19 protein-coding genes and 3 pseudogenes are annotated in these 18,039 nt (G+C 49.5%); 14 read left to right on the top strand and 8 right to left on the bottom strand.

Annotated elements, in window-relative coordinates; translation table 11 throughout:
• Positions 1–132: 132 nt before the first annotated feature.
• Together H8S45_RS13990 and H8S45_RS13985 are read right to left on the bottom strand one after the other, a co-directional pair.
• A complete protein-coding gene (locus H8S45_RS13990; RefSeq protein WP_186950260.1) occupies positions 133–1,509 on the bottom strand; it encodes an MATE family efflux transporter in 1,377 nt (458 codons plus the stop codon).
• On the bottom strand, positions 1,496–1,945 hold the full coding sequence (locus tag H8S45_RS13985) for a MarR family winged helix-turn-helix transcriptional regulator (RefSeq protein ID WP_054327860.1): 450 nt from the start codon (positions 1,943–1,945) through the stop codon (positions 1,496–1,498). The genes H8S45_RS13990 and H8S45_RS13985 overlap by 14 nt, the downstream gene beginning before the upstream one ends.
• A gap of 228 nt (positions 1,946–2,173) precedes the next feature.
• Between H8S45_RS13985 and H8S45_RS13980 the strand changes: the two genes are divergently transcribed.
• A complete protein-coding gene (locus H8S45_RS13980) occupies positions 2,174–2,518 on the top strand; it encodes a cytidylate kinase-like family protein (protein WP_054327861.1) in 345 nt (114 codons plus the stop codon).
• A gap of 413 nt (positions 2,519–2,931) precedes the next feature.
• Here H8S45_RS13980 and H8S45_RS16800 read toward each other — a convergent pair whose 3' ends face one another.
• Positions 2,932–3,054 carry a hypothetical protein gene (locus H8S45_RS16800; RefSeq protein ID WP_316960514.1) on the bottom strand — a complete coding sequence of 41 codons (123 nt, stop codon included), beginning with the start codon at positions 3,052–3,054 and terminating at the stop codon, positions 2,932–2,934.
• Positions 3,055–3,302: 248 nt separating this feature from the next.
• Positions 3,303–3,674 (bottom strand): annotated as a pseudogene (locus H8S45_RS16940) (helix-turn-helix domain-containing protein); the annotation flags it as partial.
• A gap of 526 nt (positions 3,675–4,200) precedes the next feature.
• On the opposite strand from H8S45_RS16940, the pseudogene H8S45_RS16435 reads away from it, so the two are divergent.
• The 5 genes and pseudogenes from H8S45_RS16435 (at position 4,201) to H8S45_RS13960 (ending at position 5,672) form a co-directional block, all read left to right on the top strand.
• Positions 4,201–4,403, top strand: a pseudogene (locus H8S45_RS16435) (hypothetical protein).
• Positions 4,393–4,608, top strand: a complete 216-nt coding sequence (locus H8S45_RS16995) for a hypothetical protein (protein ID WP_442908786.1) — start codon at positions 4,393–4,395, stop codon at positions 4,606–4,608. Before H8S45_RS16435 ends, H8S45_RS16995 begins: the two are co-directional and overlap by 11 nt.
• Positions 4,605–4,730, top strand: a complete 126-nt coding sequence (locus H8S45_RS16990; RefSeq protein ID WP_442908787.1) for a hypothetical protein — start codon at positions 4,605–4,607, stop codon at positions 4,728–4,730. Before H8S45_RS16995 ends, H8S45_RS16990 begins: the two co-directional genes overlap by 4 nt.
• Positions 4,727–5,041, top strand: coding sequence for a DUF3847 domain-containing protein (locus H8S45_RS13965; protein WP_054327863.1), 315 nt, complete (start codon positions 4,727–4,729; stop codon positions 5,039–5,041). The genes H8S45_RS16990 and H8S45_RS13965 overlap by 4 nt, the downstream gene beginning before the upstream one ends.
• 352 nt (positions 5,042–5,393) lie before the next feature.
• On the top strand, positions 5,394–5,672 hold the full coding sequence (locus tag H8S45_RS13960) for a DUF3847 domain-containing protein (protein ID WP_054327864.1): 279 nt from the start codon (positions 5,394–5,396) through the stop codon (positions 5,670–5,672).
• 13 nt (positions 5,673–5,685) lie between these two features.
• Here H8S45_RS13960 and H8S45_RS13955 read toward each other — a convergent pair.
• Together H8S45_RS13955 and H8S45_RS13950 are read right to left on the bottom strand one after the other, a co-directional pair.
• Positions 5,686–6,164, bottom strand: a pseudogene (locus tag H8S45_RS13955) (recombinase zinc beta ribbon domain-containing protein); the annotation flags it as partial.
• A gap of 393 nt (positions 6,165–6,557) precedes the next feature.
• Positions 6,558–6,860, bottom strand: a complete 303-nt coding sequence (locus H8S45_RS13950; protein ID WP_186950258.1) for an S-layer homology domain-containing protein — start codon at positions 6,858–6,860, stop codon at positions 6,558–6,560.
• 741 nt (positions 6,861–7,601) lie between these two features.
• Here H8S45_RS13950 and H8S45_RS13945 point away from each other — a divergent pair.
• Positions 7,602–7,769 (top strand): hypothetical protein, encoded by a 168-nt coding sequence (locus H8S45_RS13945; protein ID WP_153802394.1) that lies wholly within the window; start codon positions 7,602–7,604, stop codon positions 7,767–7,769.
• A gap of 239 nt (positions 7,770–8,008) precedes the next feature.
• Here the strand turns inward: H8S45_RS13945 and H8S45_RS13940 are convergent, their stop codons facing one another.
• Positions 8,009–8,446 carry a MarR family winged helix-turn-helix transcriptional regulator gene (locus H8S45_RS13940; RefSeq protein ID WP_054327868.1) on the bottom strand — a complete coding sequence of 146 codons (438 nt, stop codon included), beginning with the start codon at positions 8,444–8,446 and terminating at the stop codon, positions 8,009–8,011.
• Between the two features lie 390 nt (positions 8,447–8,836).
• Between H8S45_RS13940 and H8S45_RS13935 the strand changes: the two genes are divergently transcribed.
• From H8S45_RS13935 to groL, 7 genes are all read left to right on the top strand, one after another.
• Positions 8,837–10,015: an acyl-CoA dehydrogenase family protein gene (locus H8S45_RS13935; protein ID WP_054327869.1), complete on the top strand. Its 1,179-nt coding sequence runs from the start codon at positions 8,837–8,839 to the stop codon at positions 10,013–10,015.
• 44 nt (positions 10,016–10,059) lie between these two features.
• Positions 10,060–11,238 carry a CaiB/BaiF CoA transferase family protein gene (locus tag H8S45_RS13930; protein WP_147574255.1) on the top strand — a complete coding sequence of 393 codons (1,179 nt, stop codon included), beginning with the start codon at positions 10,060–10,062 and terminating at the stop codon, positions 11,236–11,238.
• Positions 11,239–11,286: 48 nt separating this feature from the next.
• Complete coding sequence (locus H8S45_RS13925) at positions 11,287–12,489, top strand: CaiB/BaiF CoA transferase family protein (protein WP_082397281.1); 1,203 nt, start codon at positions 11,287–11,289, stop codon at positions 12,487–12,489.
• 99 nt (positions 12,490–12,588) lie between these two features.
• Positions 12,589–12,882: a 4Fe-4S binding protein gene (locus tag H8S45_RS13920; RefSeq protein ID WP_054327873.1), complete on the top strand. Its 294-nt coding sequence runs from the start codon at positions 12,589–12,591 to the stop codon at positions 12,880–12,882.
• Positions 12,882–13,298 carry an acyl-CoA thioesterase gene (locus H8S45_RS13915; RefSeq protein ID WP_054327874.1) on the top strand — a complete coding sequence of 139 codons (417 nt, stop codon included), beginning with the start codon at positions 12,882–12,884 and terminating at the stop codon, positions 13,296–13,298. Before H8S45_RS13920 ends, H8S45_RS13915 begins: the two co-directional genes overlap by 1 nt.
• Before the next feature lie 35 nt (positions 13,299–13,333).
• The gene (locus tag H8S45_RS13910) at positions 13,334–14,980 is read left to right on the top strand and encodes a BCCT family transporter (RefSeq protein WP_054327875.1); all 1,647 of its coding nucleotides are present in this window, start codon (positions 13,334–13,336) and stop codon (positions 14,978–14,980) included.
• Between the two features lie 92 nt (positions 14,981–15,072).
• Entirely contained in the window at positions 15,073–16,707 is a 1,635-nt protein-coding gene (gene groL, locus H8S45_RS13905; RefSeq protein WP_054327876.1) for a chaperonin GroEL, read from the top strand.
• Here groL and tnpB read toward each other — a convergent pair.
• Complete coding sequence (tnpB, locus tag H8S45_RS13900) at positions 16,657–17,274, bottom strand: IS66 family insertion sequence element accessory protein TnpB (protein ID WP_147574256.1); 618 nt, start codon at positions 17,272–17,274, stop codon at positions 16,657–16,659. The genes groL and tnpB overlap by 51 nt on opposite strands.
• Positions 17,275–18,039: the final 765 nt, after the last annotated feature.

Genomic DNA, 18,039 nt, shown 5'->3' with positions numbered 1-18,039 from the left:
GTCTCCGCTACTATGGCGGAAAAGCCTGTACGCCGATTTTGTAACGGATAGGCAGGAAGCTGCCGGCTGGAAAGTTTCCCAATAACGCTGCGAAATAATAGCAGAAAAAGGCGGATAAGAAGCCATTGCTTCCTATCCGTCTTTCTCTTCATCTGATATGTCAGATGCTCTGTCTCCATTTGCTGCCTGATTCTGTTTCATAAGCTGTTGCTGTTTTTCCCGCGCTCTGTTTCTTTGAATCAAAAGCAAGCTGAGTAGCATCGCGACAATTTGAGATAAAGGAACCGAAATCCAGGTCCCGTTTACGTTTCCCATGGCATTGGGAAGGATTAAAAGTGAAATACAAAGCGTCAGCGGCTCTCCATAAATCAAGATATAGGCCCATAGATTTCTTCCCGTTGCGTAAAAATAAGCAGTGGTTACTCTGGATACACTAACAAAGATGAAGCCAATAATAAAGATCGGTAAGATTTGAGCAACGAGTGCTGCTATTTGCTCAGAAGCGCCAAATAAATATGCGGCGCTGCCCCGCAGTAGGAAAAGGATAACCGAACAGGTTGCCGCAACCCCAAAAGCAAACCGATACGCTAGGTTTCGCACTGCTTTTGTAATACGGTGCTTCCCCTCGCCATAAGCTAGGCTGATCAGCGGCTGGCTTCCATCGCTGACGCCCTGCATCAGCAGCATGACCACCGAAGAAATATAACTGATGGGTGCATAACAGGTCACGGCAATATTTCCGCCAAAGATTACAGCGCTCTTATTAAGCAGGATCAGCGTAATATTGGGCGAGTAGGTCAACCCAAAGGGGGAAAGTCCTACGCTCAAGATGCGGACTGCAAGAGATTTCCCATCTCCATCGAACCGGAAGGATGGGGCGCTTTTTTTGAAGATAAAAAATACAAGACACACCAAGAAGGTCATTGCCTGACCGATGGCTGTGGCGATGGCTGCTCCCATCATTCCCCAAGGGAACACCCATACAAAGAGATAGTCCAGAACAATATTCGTGACAAAGCCGGTTACCATGGCCGCCATAGCCATGACAGCTCCACCCATATTTCTGATAAAAGGAACCAGACCGGTGCCAGCAATTTGAAATGCTGCACCATAGCTGACAAAGCGCAAATATTCACTGCTATAGTCCAGTATCTCGCCCGACGCACCGAACAGTCCCAGGATATTCAGGCCGACAAACAGAAACAGGATAGTAAAGAGAATACTGAATCCGCTCAGCAGGACGATGGCCATACCCATGTACTGCCTGCCCCTGCTCTCATTTCTGTTCCCAGCGTTAATTGCGTACTCAATCGCGCCGCCCATGCCGATGCCAGTTCCTATTGCTTGAAGGAGAGCCGTCAATGGAAAAGCCATGTTGACAGCAGCCAGAGCGCCATCTCCCAGCGCATTTCCAACAAAAAAGCCATCGGCAATCGCATAGATGCCGGATAGCGCAAATGCTAGCATAGCAGGGATTACATATCGGAAAAATTCCTTACGAACGTGCATTTTTGTCACTGACCTCTCTGAAATACCGGTTGTATAGGGCGGTGTATTCAATCAGATGTTCCGCCCGATCCAGCCCTAACTGGAGCCAAACCTGAGCTTCATGGTTCTGGAGTTCCTGTACGATCTGCGCGGTGTTTTCCCTGCCTTCAGCCGTCAGACAGAGATTCCGGCTTCTGCGATCCTGCTCGGAAACCTCCAGCTCCAGCCATCCTTTGCGTATCAGCGTTTTAATAACAGTATTCACCGTTTGTTTTGGAATCGTAAATCGTTGGCATATATCTTTTTGAAGCACCTTGCCATCCGCCTCAGTGATAGAAAGAATCACCAACAACTCATAAAACGATATTCCCCGCTGTCGTGCCCATGCTTCATATAACTGACTTGTTTCAAGCCATATCGCATTATAGCTATCGCTGAGCTGATAGAGCTTTTCCATACTCTGCCCTCTTTCAATTAGTCTAAATCAAGACTAATTATAATGCGTAAAAATAAGTGTTGTCAAGATAACCATATATAAATTTTATTGTGCAATATCATTTGATATGTTAGCGAATCCTTATATATTTTATCTTGAAAAAGCCATCTTTTATTGGGTTTGACATTTTGCATGATTTCTTCTATTACTACTTAAAAAGTACATAGTCAGACTTTTAAGAGCGACGTTATGGAAAAAATAATTATCACAGTCGGATGGTGGTTCGGAAGCCGAGGCCGTGAGATCGAAAAGAAAATTGCGCAAAAGCTGCGTATTCCTTATTATGATAAAAAACTGTTGGTTGTGGTCGCAAAAGAGAGCGGATTGGCTCTTAACTTCCTTCAGGATATGGATGAAAAACATCCGTACAGCCTGCTGCACTCTCTATGCTTGGGACAGCCTAACCTGGAGATGGGAAACTGCAGCATTTCAGTAGAGCGTATGACATTCAGGGCACAGCAGGAAGCTGTACTGCATATTACCAGCCAGGGAAGCCGTGTGATTGTAGGCCGCGCTGCAGGCTTCCGTGTTTAGCGTGTGGTCAAATGCGACGGCATATCGGAAGATGAGGTGCGGGACCAAATCAGGAGCATGGATAAAGCTTACTATTGATAAAATCTAAATCACCTGACCTTTAAGATGAAAAAGCCATTATTGCCCGTATTCACGAGGCAACTCAGTTTATTACCATCGAAAATCCATGTTTAAGTCCGCAATGTGGTTTTGCTTCCTGCGAAATTGGAAACAAATTAACAGATGAAGAACAGTGGGAAAAATTAGCCCTTATAAAGCGGATTGCAGAAAAAGTATGGTAATAATACCACTAATATAAAAATTGAATACAGATAAAACGGCAGCCGCCAACGGACGCGAAATCCGTAGACAGCTGCTTTTCATTTCTTCTTGCGCCGGAAATTGAAGGGGCTGTTTGGGGTATTGGGAGATTTTTACAGCATCTTCTGTTCATCCGGTGGCAGTTGGTAAAAGTCAAGTCCGTGCATATTGAAAATGACCGCCCACACCTTTTCGAGATAATCCCCAGAGGATTGGATAGTTTTACGGATTTCCAAAGCCACTTTCTTTGCAGCGGAATAATCCGGCGTGGTGTCAATGTCATGCTCATGGGCTTTCCGTATGTCGTGGAGAATGGCGCCCCATGTTTTGTGTGTCACATGGCAGAAGAAATTTTATTTCTTTACTTCTGCGGCAAGAATCGTCTGCGAATAGAAGTCATTTTCCGCCTGCTTATATTTACGGGTAATAAGTTGTCGCTGTTCTCTCAAAGACTCATAAAGGGTGCGGAAGGTAGCGGTGACGTGACCGTTTATGTAAATCTCCGTGTCGATCATAAGCTGCTCAATTATCATTGGTAGCAATCTCACATAGAAGCTGATTGTTGATACGTCCGCTTTTCAGCAGCGCCACCATATCATCCGTCAGGTGCAATTCCATTAAAGGCATATTAGCCTGCTCCCTGTTCTCCGGCCGGCACAGCAGATAATCAACAGATACCCCGTAGAAGTCTGCCAGCGTGACAAGATTTCTGTGGTTGATTTCTTTGTAGTCATTGGCTTCATAGCTGGCGGGGGCAGATTGAAATGCCGGTCTGCTCCACCAGTTCTTCCAACTTTAAGCTTTTAACCTTGCGTAACTCCCAAAGGCGTTCCTGTATGGTAGTCGCTCTTATCATGGACACGCACGCCTTCCAGGCGGCTGTTCTCCCACTGCTTAACTGGATTATACCATACTTTCCGTAATCGTGGAAATTTCTGTTTTTCTTCCAGAAATCCTATTTTGTGGACATACAGCACAAGTCACAAAAATATTCTATGATACAGGTAGCTCATCGATGGATTATTCCAATCGAATGACCGGCTTGTATGGGATAGGCTACCCGGTGATGTAGCGCCATGACCTGCGGCGGGGAAATGGAGGAACCCCTAATCGCAACGAGCGTACCAAAGGAAGCGAAACGCCGTTATGAGAGCTGGGGGGCAGGAACGACATCAGGGAGAAACGGCGAAAATGAACATCGAATCGATACCAAAACACAACAACCCGATAGAGCATAGTCTGCCCTACCCGTAATACTACAGGGGATTTCCAGACGGCTTAAAAGCCAGTTTTACCCCGAAAATCGCCACGGAACACGATAATAGAATCTGCTACCCAGCTATTGCGGCTGAAATGGGCGGATTTTTCATTAAGGAGGCACTATGCCGAGAATGTCAAAGAAGATGAAGAAGGAACTTGCTTTCTTCCTCAATGACCAGGAGCGCAGAGCCTACAACGACCTTTGCCGGAAATGCCAACGCGCTTGTAAGCAGAGTTTCAGGGCAGTCATTTTGGACTGCCCTATTATCTTTCCAAACGGCCCAAAACGAAAAGCAAAGGAGGCTACCGATTGAATGGAAGTTGAGTTTATGACCGTAGACACTGCCCTGCTGCCCTGTATGCTGCTGCTGAGAGCCATGCTGCAGCTCCCGATCAGCAGCACCGCCAAAGTCATGTACGCCCGGATGTTGGATATGATTTTCTTATCCGGCATAGAGGATGCCAACGGGATTTTATTTATCCATTTCCCCATTGTGGAGCTGCGGCGGCACTTGCCCGCAGCGCCATGACCGTGAAGCGTTCCCTGAATGAATTGGAGGAGGCCGGACTGATACGGCGGGTACGTCAGGGATTTGGAGAACCCAACGAGATATATGTGCTTATCCCAAACAAGGGGGACAGTCGTCTATGAATGAAAAGTTGGAAAAACTCAATCAAGAGATAGAGAAAACCGAAGCAAGGCTGCGGAGGGCGCAGCACGAAGAAAAGATACTGGAACACCAGAGAAAGAAGTTCACCCGGAAGGAACGGACGCACCGGGTTTGCACCAGAGCCGCCATGCTGGAAAGCTACATTCCCAACACGGAAGCTGTCACGGATGAACAGGTCAGTTTATTCTTGAAGCTGCTGTTCCATCAGGACAGCACCCGTCAGCGTATGGAAAAAGTATTTGCCGGAAACGGCCATTTTGAAGGGCAAGACAAAGGCCGTGAACGGCCATAATCACTTCCAGAGCCGCCGCCCATAAACTGCCCTTCTGGAAGAAAGGCACACTTCTATACATAGCCTAACGGCCATGTACAGAATAGAAGTGCGCTCTGCGAGGCAAAGCGGTGGATTGCAGATGGAGACAACCCTGCCGCCTATGCGTCGCTACGCTCCGTCCAAGGAGCTGCACCCCTTGCGCGGCTTACGCCGCTTACCCTGCGCACCCGCCGAACCGATACACCCGCTTACGCGGCTACATCGGTTCGGCGGGTCTGAAAACCAAAACCGACACCCTAACCGCTCACCGTGAACGCCCCAGAGAACGGTCATTGTTTTACCCATTTTCAGCTAAAGGAGGTCAACCACCATGGGCAAAGAGTTAGACGAGCTTAGGCGGGAGTACGCCGAAAATGAAGCCAAATTGCAGCAATACCAGCACCGGGCTAAGCGGCTGGAACAGCGCAAGCAGTATTATGAAAAAGGCGAGCGGCAGAAACACGTCCATCGCCTTATTACCAGAGGAGCCACCGTGGAGAGCATTGTCCCAGAGGTCGGGGGGCATGGGGAAGCGGAATTTTACCAGCTTGCCGGGCACATCTTCTTCCTGCCCGAAGTGAAAGCCCTGCTTCTATGGGAAGGTATGTAAACGTGTGTTCCTACGCCGGTTCAAGCTGCTTGGTGGCGGCTGTGGCCTTTCTCTTGCTGCCGATTTCGTTCTGCTGGATAAAGTAGCTTCACAAAACAGCTCTTGTGCTTGGCGGTATATTCCGTTACTTGCCGGAGATTGGAGAGGATGCCCGCGGTCAATAGGTCGGTACGGATAAAATGGGCGGTGTAGTCCCCTGTCTGATTCTTGTAACTCTCGCAGGTGTAGCAATCCTGCTGCCGCTTGCCCGTCTGGTATCTCTGCTGATACATCCCATGACCGCGGTCGGCGCAAAACAAAATCCCAGAGAGCAGCACCACTTCATCATAGCAGTTGGGGCGTTTCGCTGATTGCGAAGTTTTTGCACCCGTTTCCGTGTTTCCTTGTTGATAATCGGCTCATGGTGGCTTTCAACAATCACCTGTTTTCAATGCTGTGCTGGGTCTTGTAAGAGGACTTTTCCGTCTTGAAGTTTACCAGACAGTCTGCATATCTTGGTTTTCCGATAGTCGGATAGTAGTCTGGGCATATGATAGGATGGATTTCGCTTTCTATCCCATTTGGTATTCTATGGCGCTCTTGGATGAGTATAGACTGAGCGCGTTTTTAAATAAACTCACAGAGTAGAGCCGCTTTCCCATGAATATCATTACAAACAGGCATTCAGACGTGGTAGTGCATAGATGCCTGTTTGATGATTTATAAGCTGAGTGAAAAAGGGTTGGACCACTGTTGGGCAAGAGCGGTCAGAACGGTTTCGGCCAAGTCGTGGATAACGCTATCCTGAGACACTAGGACATCATCCACGGCTGTGATATCCTCCTTCTGATGAGCCCAAGCAACCGCGGGCTGGGCGAAGCGGGAAATCTTGTCCGCGTCAATGGGCTAACTCAGGTCGGGATAATCCGCCAGTATAGAGGTGTCGGCATAGCGCCAGAGGATTGCCACCAGTTGTTCTCTGGTCACAGTGTCCTGTATGCCAAACATGCCGTTTTCGTATCCGCTGACCGGATTCTCGCTGGAGGACCAGCGAATGGAATCAGCATACGCCACGTCCGGTATGACATCAGCGTAATCCATGGCAAAGTTCACAACAGGCTTACCAGCCTGCGCATATATCATCTGAACCAGTTCGCCGTGGGGGTGCGCAGGATAGGCGGCGGCATAGCCTTCATACCAAGCTATCATCTGGTCACCTGCCTGAATATTCTCCAACGCAATAGTCTCATCCGATCCATGGACAGACAGTGCAGTGTCCTTATCGGCTAAGGTGTGCGACCCACCATTATCGATAGTAATCTTAAAGAAATGTCCTCCGCCTTGTGGAGTTAGGCAGCACCGGTGTCTATGGGGATATCCCAGACCACGGGCAGCAGATTGGGACGACAGAGAACGGGTCTCCACGGCGCTGTGAACACATAAAGGCTCTGCTCCTCCTGCAACTTAGCGGGATCACCAGACGTATGGTTTCCTCTGGCGTTCCACGCGGTTTGCTCCGTGATATTCATGATAACTCGCCATAGCGATCCGAGATCATGTGCAGACGAGTGATAGATCCATCCGTATCTTTGGCGATCGCCTTGATGGTGCCATATATAGAGCGCACGGTTGGGAAGAACCTGCGTCTCATCTGTAACAGTGACTGCGGAAGTAGGGATGGGTTTCTCCTCTGTTGCAATCCCGAAAGTACAAACAGGTCGCAGACTCGCATAAAATCTATGCTTTTGCGTATGGTGGGGTTTCTATACCTGCGATCCTATAAGAACAAAATGAGGCAAAAAAACAACGGGACAAGCCATTTTCAGTAAATTTTGTGATATGCGGGATTAAAAGCGGGATGAACTACGGCGAGATGGCGTTAAAGTGCCGGGTGATTTGCCAGCAGGTGCGTAGTAGGACGCTTTCCTTTGAGCAAATGGAGAAGCTGGCTTGGAGGATCGGCGCGGTTGCCGCAAGAAAGACCAACTTCCCTGCACTGAACTGGAGTGGGCGCAAATCGAAATTGAGCAGCTCAAACATAAGCTGTGTCTGGCGGAAATAGAGGATACTTTGCTAAGATTGAGCGAGTTAGAGAAGAAAGAAAACGCTCAGAAGTAAGACTGCGCTATACTTATAAAGGAATTCAGGATGTCATGCGGAAAGGGGATTTTCCATGCATCCCAAGCTCTATGAGCCGGCTTTTGCTGAATAAGCATCGAATGCATAAAAATGAAAAACATCCAATGGAAAAAAGATCCACTGGATGTAAAAGTTGTTTATCCTTGCTCTTCCAATAAGGAGCAAATAATGAACAGGCACTTCATCGTGCCGATAGAAAATGGCGTGAATACCGCATCCTATGCCCAAAGGTGTGCAAACCCATCCCACAGCTTTTCCATACTGTTGACCAGACTGAGCTTCTCCTCGTCCGGAAGCATTTCGAACGCAGAGAATTCGGCACGACGCATTGTTCTGCCAATATGGCGCCCAGTTTCTCGGCCGCTTTCCGTGAGGGTTACGATTCGGTTGCGTCGGTCGTTGGGGTCAATGCTACGGGTGACCCAGCCGCGTTTTTCCAGACTATCCACCACACTGGTCACAGTCTGCTTGGATAAATGCAGTTCCTTGCTCAGCTCGTTTTGTGTCATCGGTTCGCAATTTTTGTACAGTAGTGTAAGAATATACATGACGTTGGTGGTAACGCCACAGTCTGACGCAATCTTTTCATACGCGACCTCTATCCCGCGCCAGCTTTTATAAAACCTGTCGAACAGATTACTCTCCCGCTCGTCCACTTACCATCACCTCTTCTCAGCATATGTATGTTAGAATAACATATTTGCCGAAGACCGTCAATAGTTTTATACTTTGACATGAAAAAAGGCTAGAAATCGGAAGTGAAGTGGGAGCGCCGTAACCTTTCAGACTGCGTATAATTACGCTGTTTTTGCACAGGGCGGCATGTAAAAAAATCTAGAAAAAATAGAAAGTGCAGAATGACATTTACTAATGCACAAATTAGGGTATGTATTTTTGTTCAAACATACAAATTGCATAAAAGATTGAGGAAGCACTTGATTTTTTTTTGGAATATTTTATAATAGAATCATCCGAGAGCGGACGAACAAAACACGGATAAACCGAATTCGGACGAATTGATTTCATTTCAGAAAGGAAGCATATTTATGGATTTCAAACTGAGCAAAGAGCATCGCGCGCTGCAGGAAAAGGCAAGAGAGTTTACTGAGCAGGTCCTGTTCCCGTACGAGATGGAAGTTGAGGAGAACAACGGTCTGAGTCCTGAGAGCCATAAGTACATTAACGGGCAGGTAATGGAGTGGGGGTTCAACGCTACCAACCATTCCAAAGAGCACGGAGGCACCGGCTACACCTTGTTTGAGCAGGCTCTGATCAGTGAGCAGCTTGGTATGTCCACCGGCGCTATCTGGGACGCTGTTCCGCAGCCGTCTTTCCCGATGAAGTTCGGCACCAAGGAGCAGATCGAAGAGTACCTGATCCCGACCTGTCAGTGCAAGCGCCGCGATGCATATGCAATCACGGAGGCGGACGCTGGTTCTGACCCGACCATGTGCCAGACCACCGCTGTTAAGTGTGACGGTGGCTACAAGATCAACGGCGAGAAGTGGTACGTGACCGTTGGTAACATCGCTGACTACCTGCTGGTTCACACCCACATCGACGGCGACCCGAACAAGGCGACCGTATTCTTCGTAGAGAAGGACACCCCGGGCGTAAGCATTAAGCGCACCCCTGAGTTCACCCACCACTTTGCATTCAAGCATCCGGAATTCCTGTTCGAGGATGTAGTTGTAGATGAGTCCAAAATCCTGAAGGGAATTGGCGAAGGCTTTAACATGACCAAGGATTGGTTTGTGGAAGCACGTCTGGGTATTGCGGCTCGCTGTGTAGGCGGCGCTGAGCGTGTTTTGAAGGAAGCCAACGACTTCGCTGCGAACCGTGTACAGGGCGACCGCGTCATCCGCGATTATCAGGTCATCGAGCATATGCTGGTTGACATGACCATGGACATCATGGCGGCCAAGAGCCTGCTTTATCGTGTATGCTGGGAAATTTCGGGCGATATGGATCGCAAACTGAAGCATGCCCGTGCATCTGCGATCAAACTGTGGTGTTCCGAGATGGTAAACCGTGTAACCGACAAGGGCGTTCAGATTTTGGGTGGCCGCGGCTACATGCGCGAGAATGCTGTCGAGCGTCTGTGGCGTGACCAGCGCGTTGACCGTATCTGGGAAGGCACTTCCGAGATCCAGCGCAACGTCATTGGTGGCCAGATTAAGAAGCGCGGCATCGAGCTCTATACTGGCTGGGCTTACGAGGAGTAATATTTTCCGTGAGGCTTGCTTCTTACAGTAATTAGGAGGTTGCTATGTTCCCTTTAGAAGGAATAAGAGTTCTTGACCTGATGACACTTTCCGGTTACTGCGGGATGGAATTGGCTGATTACGGAGCAGAGGTGATTAAGGTGGAGTCTCCCAGTGGAGACCCGCTGAGAACACTGGCACCATTAAAAAATGGTGCCAGTGTTCATCATGCCTTTCGTGACCGCGGAAAGAAGAGCATAACGCTCGATCTGCGGCATCCGGAAGGGAAGGAGATTTTCAAAAAGCTGGTGGCTACGGCCGATGTTGTTCTGGAAAATTTCCCGCCCAAAACAATGGAAGAGCTTGGGCTCGGATATGATGTGTTATCAGTCATCAAACCATCTCTTGTATACGGACGCATTTCCGCATACGGTTCCACAGGCGACGAAGCGGATACCCCGCAGTTAGATCTGATTGCGCAGGCGAAGAGCGGCGTGATGCATTTTACTGGTTTTCCGGAAAAACCACCCACCCGCATTGGCTTTGCGATATCGGAGCACTACGCGGCTAGCTTCCTTTCCTCTGCTGTGTGCTTGGCGGTTTATCATGCCAGAGAAACCGGCGAGGGGCAGGTAGTGGAAACGACACTTTGTGGCTCGGCTGTTGCCATCACTGAAGATAAGGTTATCACCTACGGCGCGGAGCATGAGGATCCGATGCGTACCGGTAATGCACACCCGCTGATCAACCCTTATGACATCCTGAAATGTAAGGACGGCTATGTGGCGATGGGGATTTCGTCCGACGCTCAGTGGGAAAAGTTCTGTAATGCATTCAACTGTCCGAAGGAATGGACAGAAGATGAAAAATACTGTTCCAATCTGGTGAGGGGTTACCACTATTTCGGTGATCTGCGTGTTAAACTGGAGGATCTATTCTCGGGTTACACGATGCAGGAAATTGCCGATATCTGCGATCAGGCACTTATCCCGGGTACGATGTGCAGTACCACCAAAGAAGCACTGCAGCAGCCGCAGTTGCGTGTAAGAAACATGATTGTTTCTGTGAATGATACCGACCTTGGCGAACTTGAGATGCCGGGCAAGCCGGTCAAGTTCTGCGGAGAGGAAGAGGAGCCGCTGTCTGCGGCGCCCGAAATCGGTGCGCAGAATGAGCAGGTCTATACCTCCCTTGGAATTGATGCCGCGGCGATGGAAAATCTGCATAGAGAAGGCGTCATTTGAACGGTAGTATTGGATAAGCCTGAGATCATGAGTTTGGGGGAGTGAAAAATGAAGAAGGGACCTCTCAAAGGAATTAAAGTTCTTGATTTTTCTCAAGTTCTATCTGCACCGTTCTGTGGCATGATGCTGGCAGACATGGGAGCAGACGTAATCAAGGTAGAGCGGCCCGGAAACGGCGATATTTCCCGTGAATACGGCCCGTATGTCAACGACATCAGCCTATATTTCTGTCAATATAATCGCGGCAAAAAGGGAATTGCAATTGATATGCGTTCGGAAGAGGGCAAGAAGGTTGTCCTTGATCTGGTTGCGCAGGTAGATATTGTCATTGAGAACTTCAAGGCAGGCACGTTGGAAAAGCTGGGGCTCGGCTATGACAAGATGGTGGAAGTCAATCCCAGTCTGATTTACGGATCTATTTCTGGATTCGGTACATATGGTCCGTTGTCCCACCTGCCGTGTATGGATATTATCGCTGCTGCCCGAAGCGGTCTGGTTGCGCAGAGTGGTCAGGCGGGCGATGCCCCTATTAAGCCTGGTTTTTCCATGTGCGATACATGGGCGGGGTTGCAGATGATGCGAGGCCTGTCGATGGCGTTGCTGTATAAGCAGAAGACCGGCAAGGGGCTTCGCGTTGACATCGCAATGCTCGATTGTGCGTTTTATATGTGTGAAGCTCCTGTCCTAGAGCATTCGGCGACCGGCAAGTTCACCGAAAAGTCCGGCAACCATTATGTCTGGTATGCGCCCTATGGCGAATTCGCTGCCAAGGACGGCAATGTTGTCATTGCCGTGAGCAGCGAGGGGGAGTGGAAAACCCTCTGCTATACGCTTGGGGTGGATGATCTGGCGGCGGATCCGAGGTTCTGCAATAACGAACTGCGTGTGCAGAACAGAGATGCGCTGATCGTGGAACTGGAAAAAGCAACAGGTGCAATGGGAAGATATGATGTTGAAAACAAACTCCATGAGGCTGGCGTACCCGCTGCTGCGGTGCAGTCGCTTCAGGAGTTTGACAATAACCCGCAAACAAAAGCACTGAATGTAATTACCCAGATCAATCAGCTTGGCGTAGGGGAATACACTGTGACCAATACGCCTATCCTCTTCAGCGAGACTCCGGTAGATCCGGACGCTTCGACGGCCGGATTCCCTGGTGCGAACAGCATCGAAATCTTGAACAGCCTTGGCTATGATCAGGAGAGGATCGACAAGTTGCTCGCAGAGGGTGCAATACACCAGGCAGGTTGATGATCTATCAAAGGTAAAACGATCCATCTGATATTCATGGCCTGGTGTATACAAGGACATTGAACGTTGGATGGATTCTGTTTTGAAGGGGATTTTGTTGTGGAAGCTGTTGAACTGATTTCTCCGGACAAGGAAAAATGCGTAAAATGCAATGCCTGTGTGGATATCTGTCCGATGCGTGTCATCGGCGTGGATGAAGAGGGCTATCCGCATGCGGTTGGAAAAGCGTTTTTGACGTGTATTAACTGCGGCTATTGTGTGGATGTCTGCGCTCCAGGTGCATTGAAACACAAGGTCCGTAAGCGTTCGGCTAATTCTGCTGCCGCGCTGCGTGCGGCAGTAAAACGCCTGAACAGATCCAGAGAATACAGAAAAAAGCGAGGAGAGCCATAATGAGGCGTGATTGCTTTTACTTTTGCCCTCCGTTTCGTGTTCGCTACGGCGAGGTAGACCAGCAGGGCATTGTTTACAACGGTAATTATGTTGCATATACCGACTTGGCGTTTGAGGAATTCCTCCGTTCCAAGGGATACTCCTACCGAGAACTGGCAGAAAAGCATGACTCTGAGGTATGTCATAAAAAGTCTACCTATGAATTTGTTTCCAGCGCATATGCGGGCGACATGCTTGAAGTTGGTATCAGCAAGATCAAAATCGGCAAGAAAAGCTTTACCATACAGTTTGAGATCTATCATCAAGGTGAGGATGACCTGATCCTCCTGTGTGAGTCGGTATATGTAGGCTATGATGTGGAAAACCGCACCAGCCGCCCGATTACTGACTTGATGAGAGCGCTTTTGAGCTCGTAAAACCTACCACCGTTATGAGGAGGCGAAATAGGAAGATGGGTAATGACTCCAAAAAGAATAAAAACGCTGATGTAGAAGTAGGCTTGATTATTGTTAGCGTAGCCATACTGGTTGCATTTATCATCTGTATGGTTGTGAATGCGGAAGGAACACTCAACACGATCATGAACTTCTTTAATGTCATGATAGATGCGCTGGGGCCGTTTTTCCTGCTGGTTGCGTTTATTTCTTTTCTGGTATCCCTTTATCTGGGCTTTGGCAAATATGGCAAGATCCGCTTGGGTAACTGCAAGCCGGAATACTCGAACTTTAGCTATTTTGCTATGATGCTGCTGGCGTCTCTGGCGTCTGCTGCACTGTACTGGTCGTTCGTAGAATGGGCGAGTTACTACCAGGCACCCGGCCTTGGCATGGAGCCGCAAAGCCTGGAAGCGCTCGAGTCCTCGCTGGCGTACCAGTTCTTCCACTGGGGCTTTGTCAACCAGTCCCTGTATACGATTGCCGGCGTGGCGATCGCTTACGGTGTGTATGTCAGAAAACTCCCTTCTTTCCAGACGAGCGCGGTATGCTGCGCAATGCTGGGCAAAAAGGTCAAGGGGAAGTCTATCATCGGCAAAGTGATCGACTTTCTGGTCATCTTTGGCATTCTGGGTGCGCTCAGCTCTTCGCTGGGTCTTGGTGTACCGCTGGCAACTTCTGGCCTGAATACGCTCTGGGGTATCGAGGCGACGCCGGCTGTTCAGATTGGCGTTATCGTATTCATCGCGCTGGTTTATACGTTTACCTCTTTCCTCGGCACGAAGAAGGGTATGCAGACGATCAGTAATATCGCTTCTGTCGTGTGTATCTTCTTCCTGCTGTATGTACTGTTTATGGGGCCAACGACGTTCATCTTCAAGAATATCGTCAACTCTCTGGGCTATCTGATTCAGGATCTGCCGCGTATGGCGCTGTTCACCGACCCGATCGCGAATACAGGCTTTGCAGAAAGCTGGACGATTTACTTCGTTGCTTTCTACCTGAACTATGTTGCAATGATGGGTATCTTCATTGCGAAGGTTTCCAAAGGCAGAACCATCCGTGAGATTGCAATCTACACCATTTTTATCATGTCCTTCGGCGGCATGTGCATCTTCGGCATCGACGGCAGCTTCTCGATTTATGCACATACCCAGGGTATGGTTGACGTAACCGGCCTGGTTGCAAGCGGTATTGGTGATGCAGCGATTTATGAGATTTTGAAGGCTCTGCCGCTGGGCTCGACACTTCTACCGTTCCTGATTTTGGTGCTGATCGTCGGTTTCGTCGCGCCGTCCATGGACTCCGCTTCTCTGGCTTTGGCGGAAACCGTAACCAAGCGCGGTACGCCGAAGATGGCGCTTCGCATCTTCTTCTGTGTGCTGCTGGCGATCATCCCGATGTCTGTACTGCTGGTTGGTGCTTCGTTCGACTCGATCAAGTACATTGCGATTATCATTTCCGCCCCATTCCTCCTGATTCTGGCCGGTATGATGCTTGGCCTGTTAAAGTGGCTGAAGGAAGACGAGCGCAGCGGTCTCCATGCGGAGATCATAGCGATCAAGGAAGCAGAGGACAGAGAGGGAACGATTGAAGAAAACGCTAATGTGCGAGGGGCCTTGCAAGAAGCGAGCGAGTGTGAGATAATAGAAAAGAAGGTTTAATCCTTTCCTAAATACTTTGTAAGTACAATAGGCATGCGGTGTTTTCCGCATGCCTATCTGTGCGAAAGCAGTCAGGGAGATGTAAACACAACATGGCAAGAGATTTATATTATGGCGATCAAGCTAGAAAGCGTCTGCAAGCGGGCATGAATCAGCTGGCAGACGCAGTAAAAACTACCATCGGCCCCAAGGGGCGCAATGTTATGGTCGCCGGCTTCGGTGACAGGGTTTTCGTTACAAACGAGGGATCGGCCGTTGTCAAGGACTTCGAACTGGCCGATATCACGGAAAATCTTGGCGCGCAGATGCTCAAGCAGGTTGCAGAAAAGACCAACGAGGCCGTCGGCGATGGTACCTCGACTGCGATGCTGCTGACGCAGGCGATTATCCGCGGAGGCACTCGCAATATGGCGGCCGGCGTGAACCCGATGGGGCTTCGCCGGGGCATTCAGGGTGCAGTGAATGCGGCTGTGCAGTCGATCGGCGAAAGCGCATACTTGCCGAAGGGCAAGGAGGATATTGTGCAGGTCGCTTCGATCTCCGGTGCGGACCGCCAGACTGGAGAGATTCTGGGAGAGATCATGGATCAGGTGGGTCAGGATGGCGTCATTACCATTGAAGATTCGCAGACTATGGATACCTCCTTTGAGATTGTGAAGGGCAGCCAGTTTGACAAGGGATACCTTTCAGAGTACATGGTTACTGATACGGAAAAGATGGAGGCTATGCTGGAGCATCCCTATATCTTGTTTACGGATAAGAAAATCAGCAGTTTGGGTGATATTATCCCAATTTTGGACAAGGTCGCGCAGTGCGGCAGAAAGCTGCTGATTGTTGCAGAGGATGTGGAAGGTGAAGCGCTTAAGGCTTTGGTGATCAATAAGCTACAGGGTGCAATTGACTCGGTTGCGGTGCGTGCGCCTGGCGTGGGGGAGCGCAAAAAGGCGCTGGTGGATGAGTTGGCTCTGCTCACGGGCGCGACCGTCGTTCGCGAAGAGACCGGATATGATCTGAAAAAGGCGACGGTAGATATGCTTGGCGAGGCGGAGAAGGTCACTGTCCGCAAGGACCGGACCATTATCGTCGGCGGTGCAGGCGACAAGGCAGCGATTGCGGAGGAGATAGAAAAGCTCCGCCGTATGCTGGCTGAGGCGAAAGATGAATTTGCAGTGGATCGTGCGCGGGAGCGTCTCGGCAAGCTGGCAGGCGGCGTTGCTGTCATTCGTGTCGGCGCGGCATCCGAACTCGAACTGAAAGAAAAGAAGGCGCGCGTTGAGGATGCTCTCAATGCTGTCCGCGCCGCGCTTGCGGAGGGTATTGTTGCCGGTGGAGGTGTTGCGTTCTGTAATGCGATTCCTGCGGTGCGCAAGTATGCGCAGCAGCTTACCGGCGATGAGCTTTCCGGCGCACAGGTTGTGATGGAGGCGTTAGAGGAACCCATGCGCCAGATTGCGCAGAATGCCGGATTTGACAGCGGCGTGGTTGCCTCGGAAGCAGTAAAGCAGGGAAATGGCGTTGGCTTGGATGTCATCACCGGAGAGTTTGTCCGCATGGCAGAGGTAGGCATTGTTGATCCGGCCAAGGTGACAAAGCTGGCGCTGAAGAACGCTGCTTCCATGGCGTCGGTATTCCTGACGACCGAGGTGGATGTCATCGACCCGATTGACGAGGCATGGCTACGTTCGGGCGGCAAGACCAGAGAAGAATCCAACAAGAAGGTTTACTAAGACCGAACAAAAACGTTTCTGGTAACCGTCAAGTAATCGGACGGATTGATAAACGGATTGATAAATAGTGTGGCGAGTTCGATAGTGTACCCATATTCCCGCTTCTTGGCCAATGGAAGCATCTTCCTCCAGACGTTTGTAGAGGAGTAAGACGCCGTCTTTTCCCAAATAGAAGGCTTTCATGCGGTCTCTGCGCCGGCCACAAAAAAGGAACAGCGTATTGGTGAATGGATCAAGTTCGAATTGCTGCTGCACCAGAGCCGCCCGCCCGTCAATCCCTTTTCGCAGATCCGTATATCCAACTGCAAGGTATAGCTCCATTGAAGTCACTGAGCATGAATCCCCCCTGCACAACGTCTCTACTAAAACTGCATCCGCTCTTGCGTAAATCTCTATTTCAGTACCTCTTATGCGGAGCGTGGCAACCGCCTCTTTTGATATCTCCGTTTGTGGTTCTGATGCTGACGACAACTGCGGCATCGGAAAGGCTTCTACCGGCGGCAATTCTGCAAAGCAAATCCACCGCCCCTCGTTTGAACCCGTTTGGCTTCCTATCAGCCGGTTCAAAACTTTTCTCTGCGACCTGTAGAACAGGCCGGTTGTGATTTGCCGTCCTGTGCAGAATTCCACTATACTCTGCACGCTTTGCCTTTATTCAGTGATGATTACTGCCACCTGTTCATGTTGGCCTCGGCTTTTGCCTCCCTCACCGTCATAATGTCCCCACTTTCCCATCACTGTCGTCACTGACGTATGTCATGGGGACATTATCGTACTCCCTCCACTATTTATCAATCCGTCCGATTACCTGACGGTTACTGCGATAAAATCAAGCGTACGCTGAAAATGAGATTCAGCAGATGTAAACACAGCGGGCCGCGGTTTTTTTATCTGGCCCGCTGCCTTTTCAACAAGACAATATTTCAAAAATTCTGCCGGTGTCATAATCGCCGGATTTTTACGCCAGATCCTAAAAAAACTTTATCGCCGGTAAGGAGTACATCGGCCTTTGCCTCAATCGCCGCCCGCAAAATAGGGCGGTCATTTACATCCCTGATTTATGTTTCCGACACGTTTTCATCTGTCGGGAACAGGACTAACGCCAAAGTCAGCAAGGCAACCGAAAGTCTGCAAATAAAACCTGTAAAGCATTGTTAAGAGGGAATTAAAAGAAACAGCAAATAAAAATGGGTATGACAAAAAAGACATCTGCAAAGTCTGCAAATAAAAAGTCAATAGGGGGAATGGAGAAAATGATGAAAAGAAAAAGGGCATACCCAAAGCGGCCAGATGGTAAAATGCGCTGGCCAGATAGGAAGATATGTATCAAGG

The sequence above is a fragment of the Agathobaculum faecis genome (assembly GCF_014287995.1).
Lineage (GTDB): Bacteria > Bacillota > Clostridia > Oscillospirales > Butyricicoccaceae > Agathobaculum > Agathobaculum ammoniilyticum.
This window is presented reverse-complemented; position numbering and strand designations above follow the sequence as displayed.

Bases quoted from the DNA above. Each gene is read 5' to 3' on its own strand.
- H8S45_RS13990 (WP_186950260.1), bottom strand. From the start codon at position 1,509: ATGCACGTTCGTAAGGAATTTTTCCGATATGTAATCCCTGCTATGCTA.
- H8S45_RS13985 (WP_054327860.1), bottom strand. From the start codon at position 1,945: ATGGAAAAGCTCTATCAGCTCAGCGATAGCTATAATGCGATATGGCTT.
- H8S45_RS13980 (WP_054327861.1), top strand. From the start codon at position 2,174: ATGGAAAAAATAATTATCACAGTCGGATGGTGGTTCGGAAGCCGAGGC.
- H8S45_RS16995 (WP_442908786.1), top strand. From the start codon at position 4,393: ATGGAAGTTGAGTTTATGACCGTAGACACTGCCCTGCTGCCCTGTATG.
- H8S45_RS16990 (WP_442908787.1), top strand. From the start codon at position 4,605: ATGACCGTGAAGCGTTCCCTGAATGAATTGGAGGAGGCCGGACTGATA.
- H8S45_RS13965 (WP_054327863.1), top strand. From the start codon at position 4,727: ATGAATGAAAAGTTGGAAAAACTCAATCAAGAGATAGAGAAAACCGAA.
- H8S45_RS13960 (WP_054327864.1), top strand. From the start codon at position 5,394: ATGGGCAAAGAGTTAGACGAGCTTAGGCGGGAGTACGCCGAAAATGAA.
- H8S45_RS13950 (WP_186950258.1), bottom strand. From the start codon at position 6,860: ATGATAGCTTGGTATGAAGGCTATGCCGCCGCCTATCCTGCGCACCCC.
- H8S45_RS13935 (WP_054327869.1), top strand. From the start codon at position 8,837: ATGGATTTCAAACTGAGCAAAGAGCATCGCGCGCTGCAGGAAAAGGCA.
- H8S45_RS13930 (WP_147574255.1), top strand. From the start codon at position 10,060: ATGTTCCCTTTAGAAGGAATAAGAGTTCTTGACCTGATGACACTTTCC.
- H8S45_RS13925 (WP_082397281.1), top strand. From the start codon at position 11,287: ATGAAGAAGGGACCTCTCAAAGGAATTAAAGTTCTTGATTTTTCTCAA.
- H8S45_RS13915 (WP_054327874.1), top strand. From the start codon at position 12,882: ATGAGGCGTGATTGCTTTTACTTTTGCCCTCCGTTTCGTGTTCGCTAC.
- H8S45_RS13910 (WP_054327875.1), top strand. From the start codon at position 13,334: ATGGGTAATGACTCCAAAAAGAATAAAAACGCTGATGTAGAAGTAGGC.
- groL (WP_054327876.1), top strand. From the start codon at position 15,073: ATGGCAAGAGATTTATATTATGGCGATCAAGCTAGAAAGCGTCTGCAA.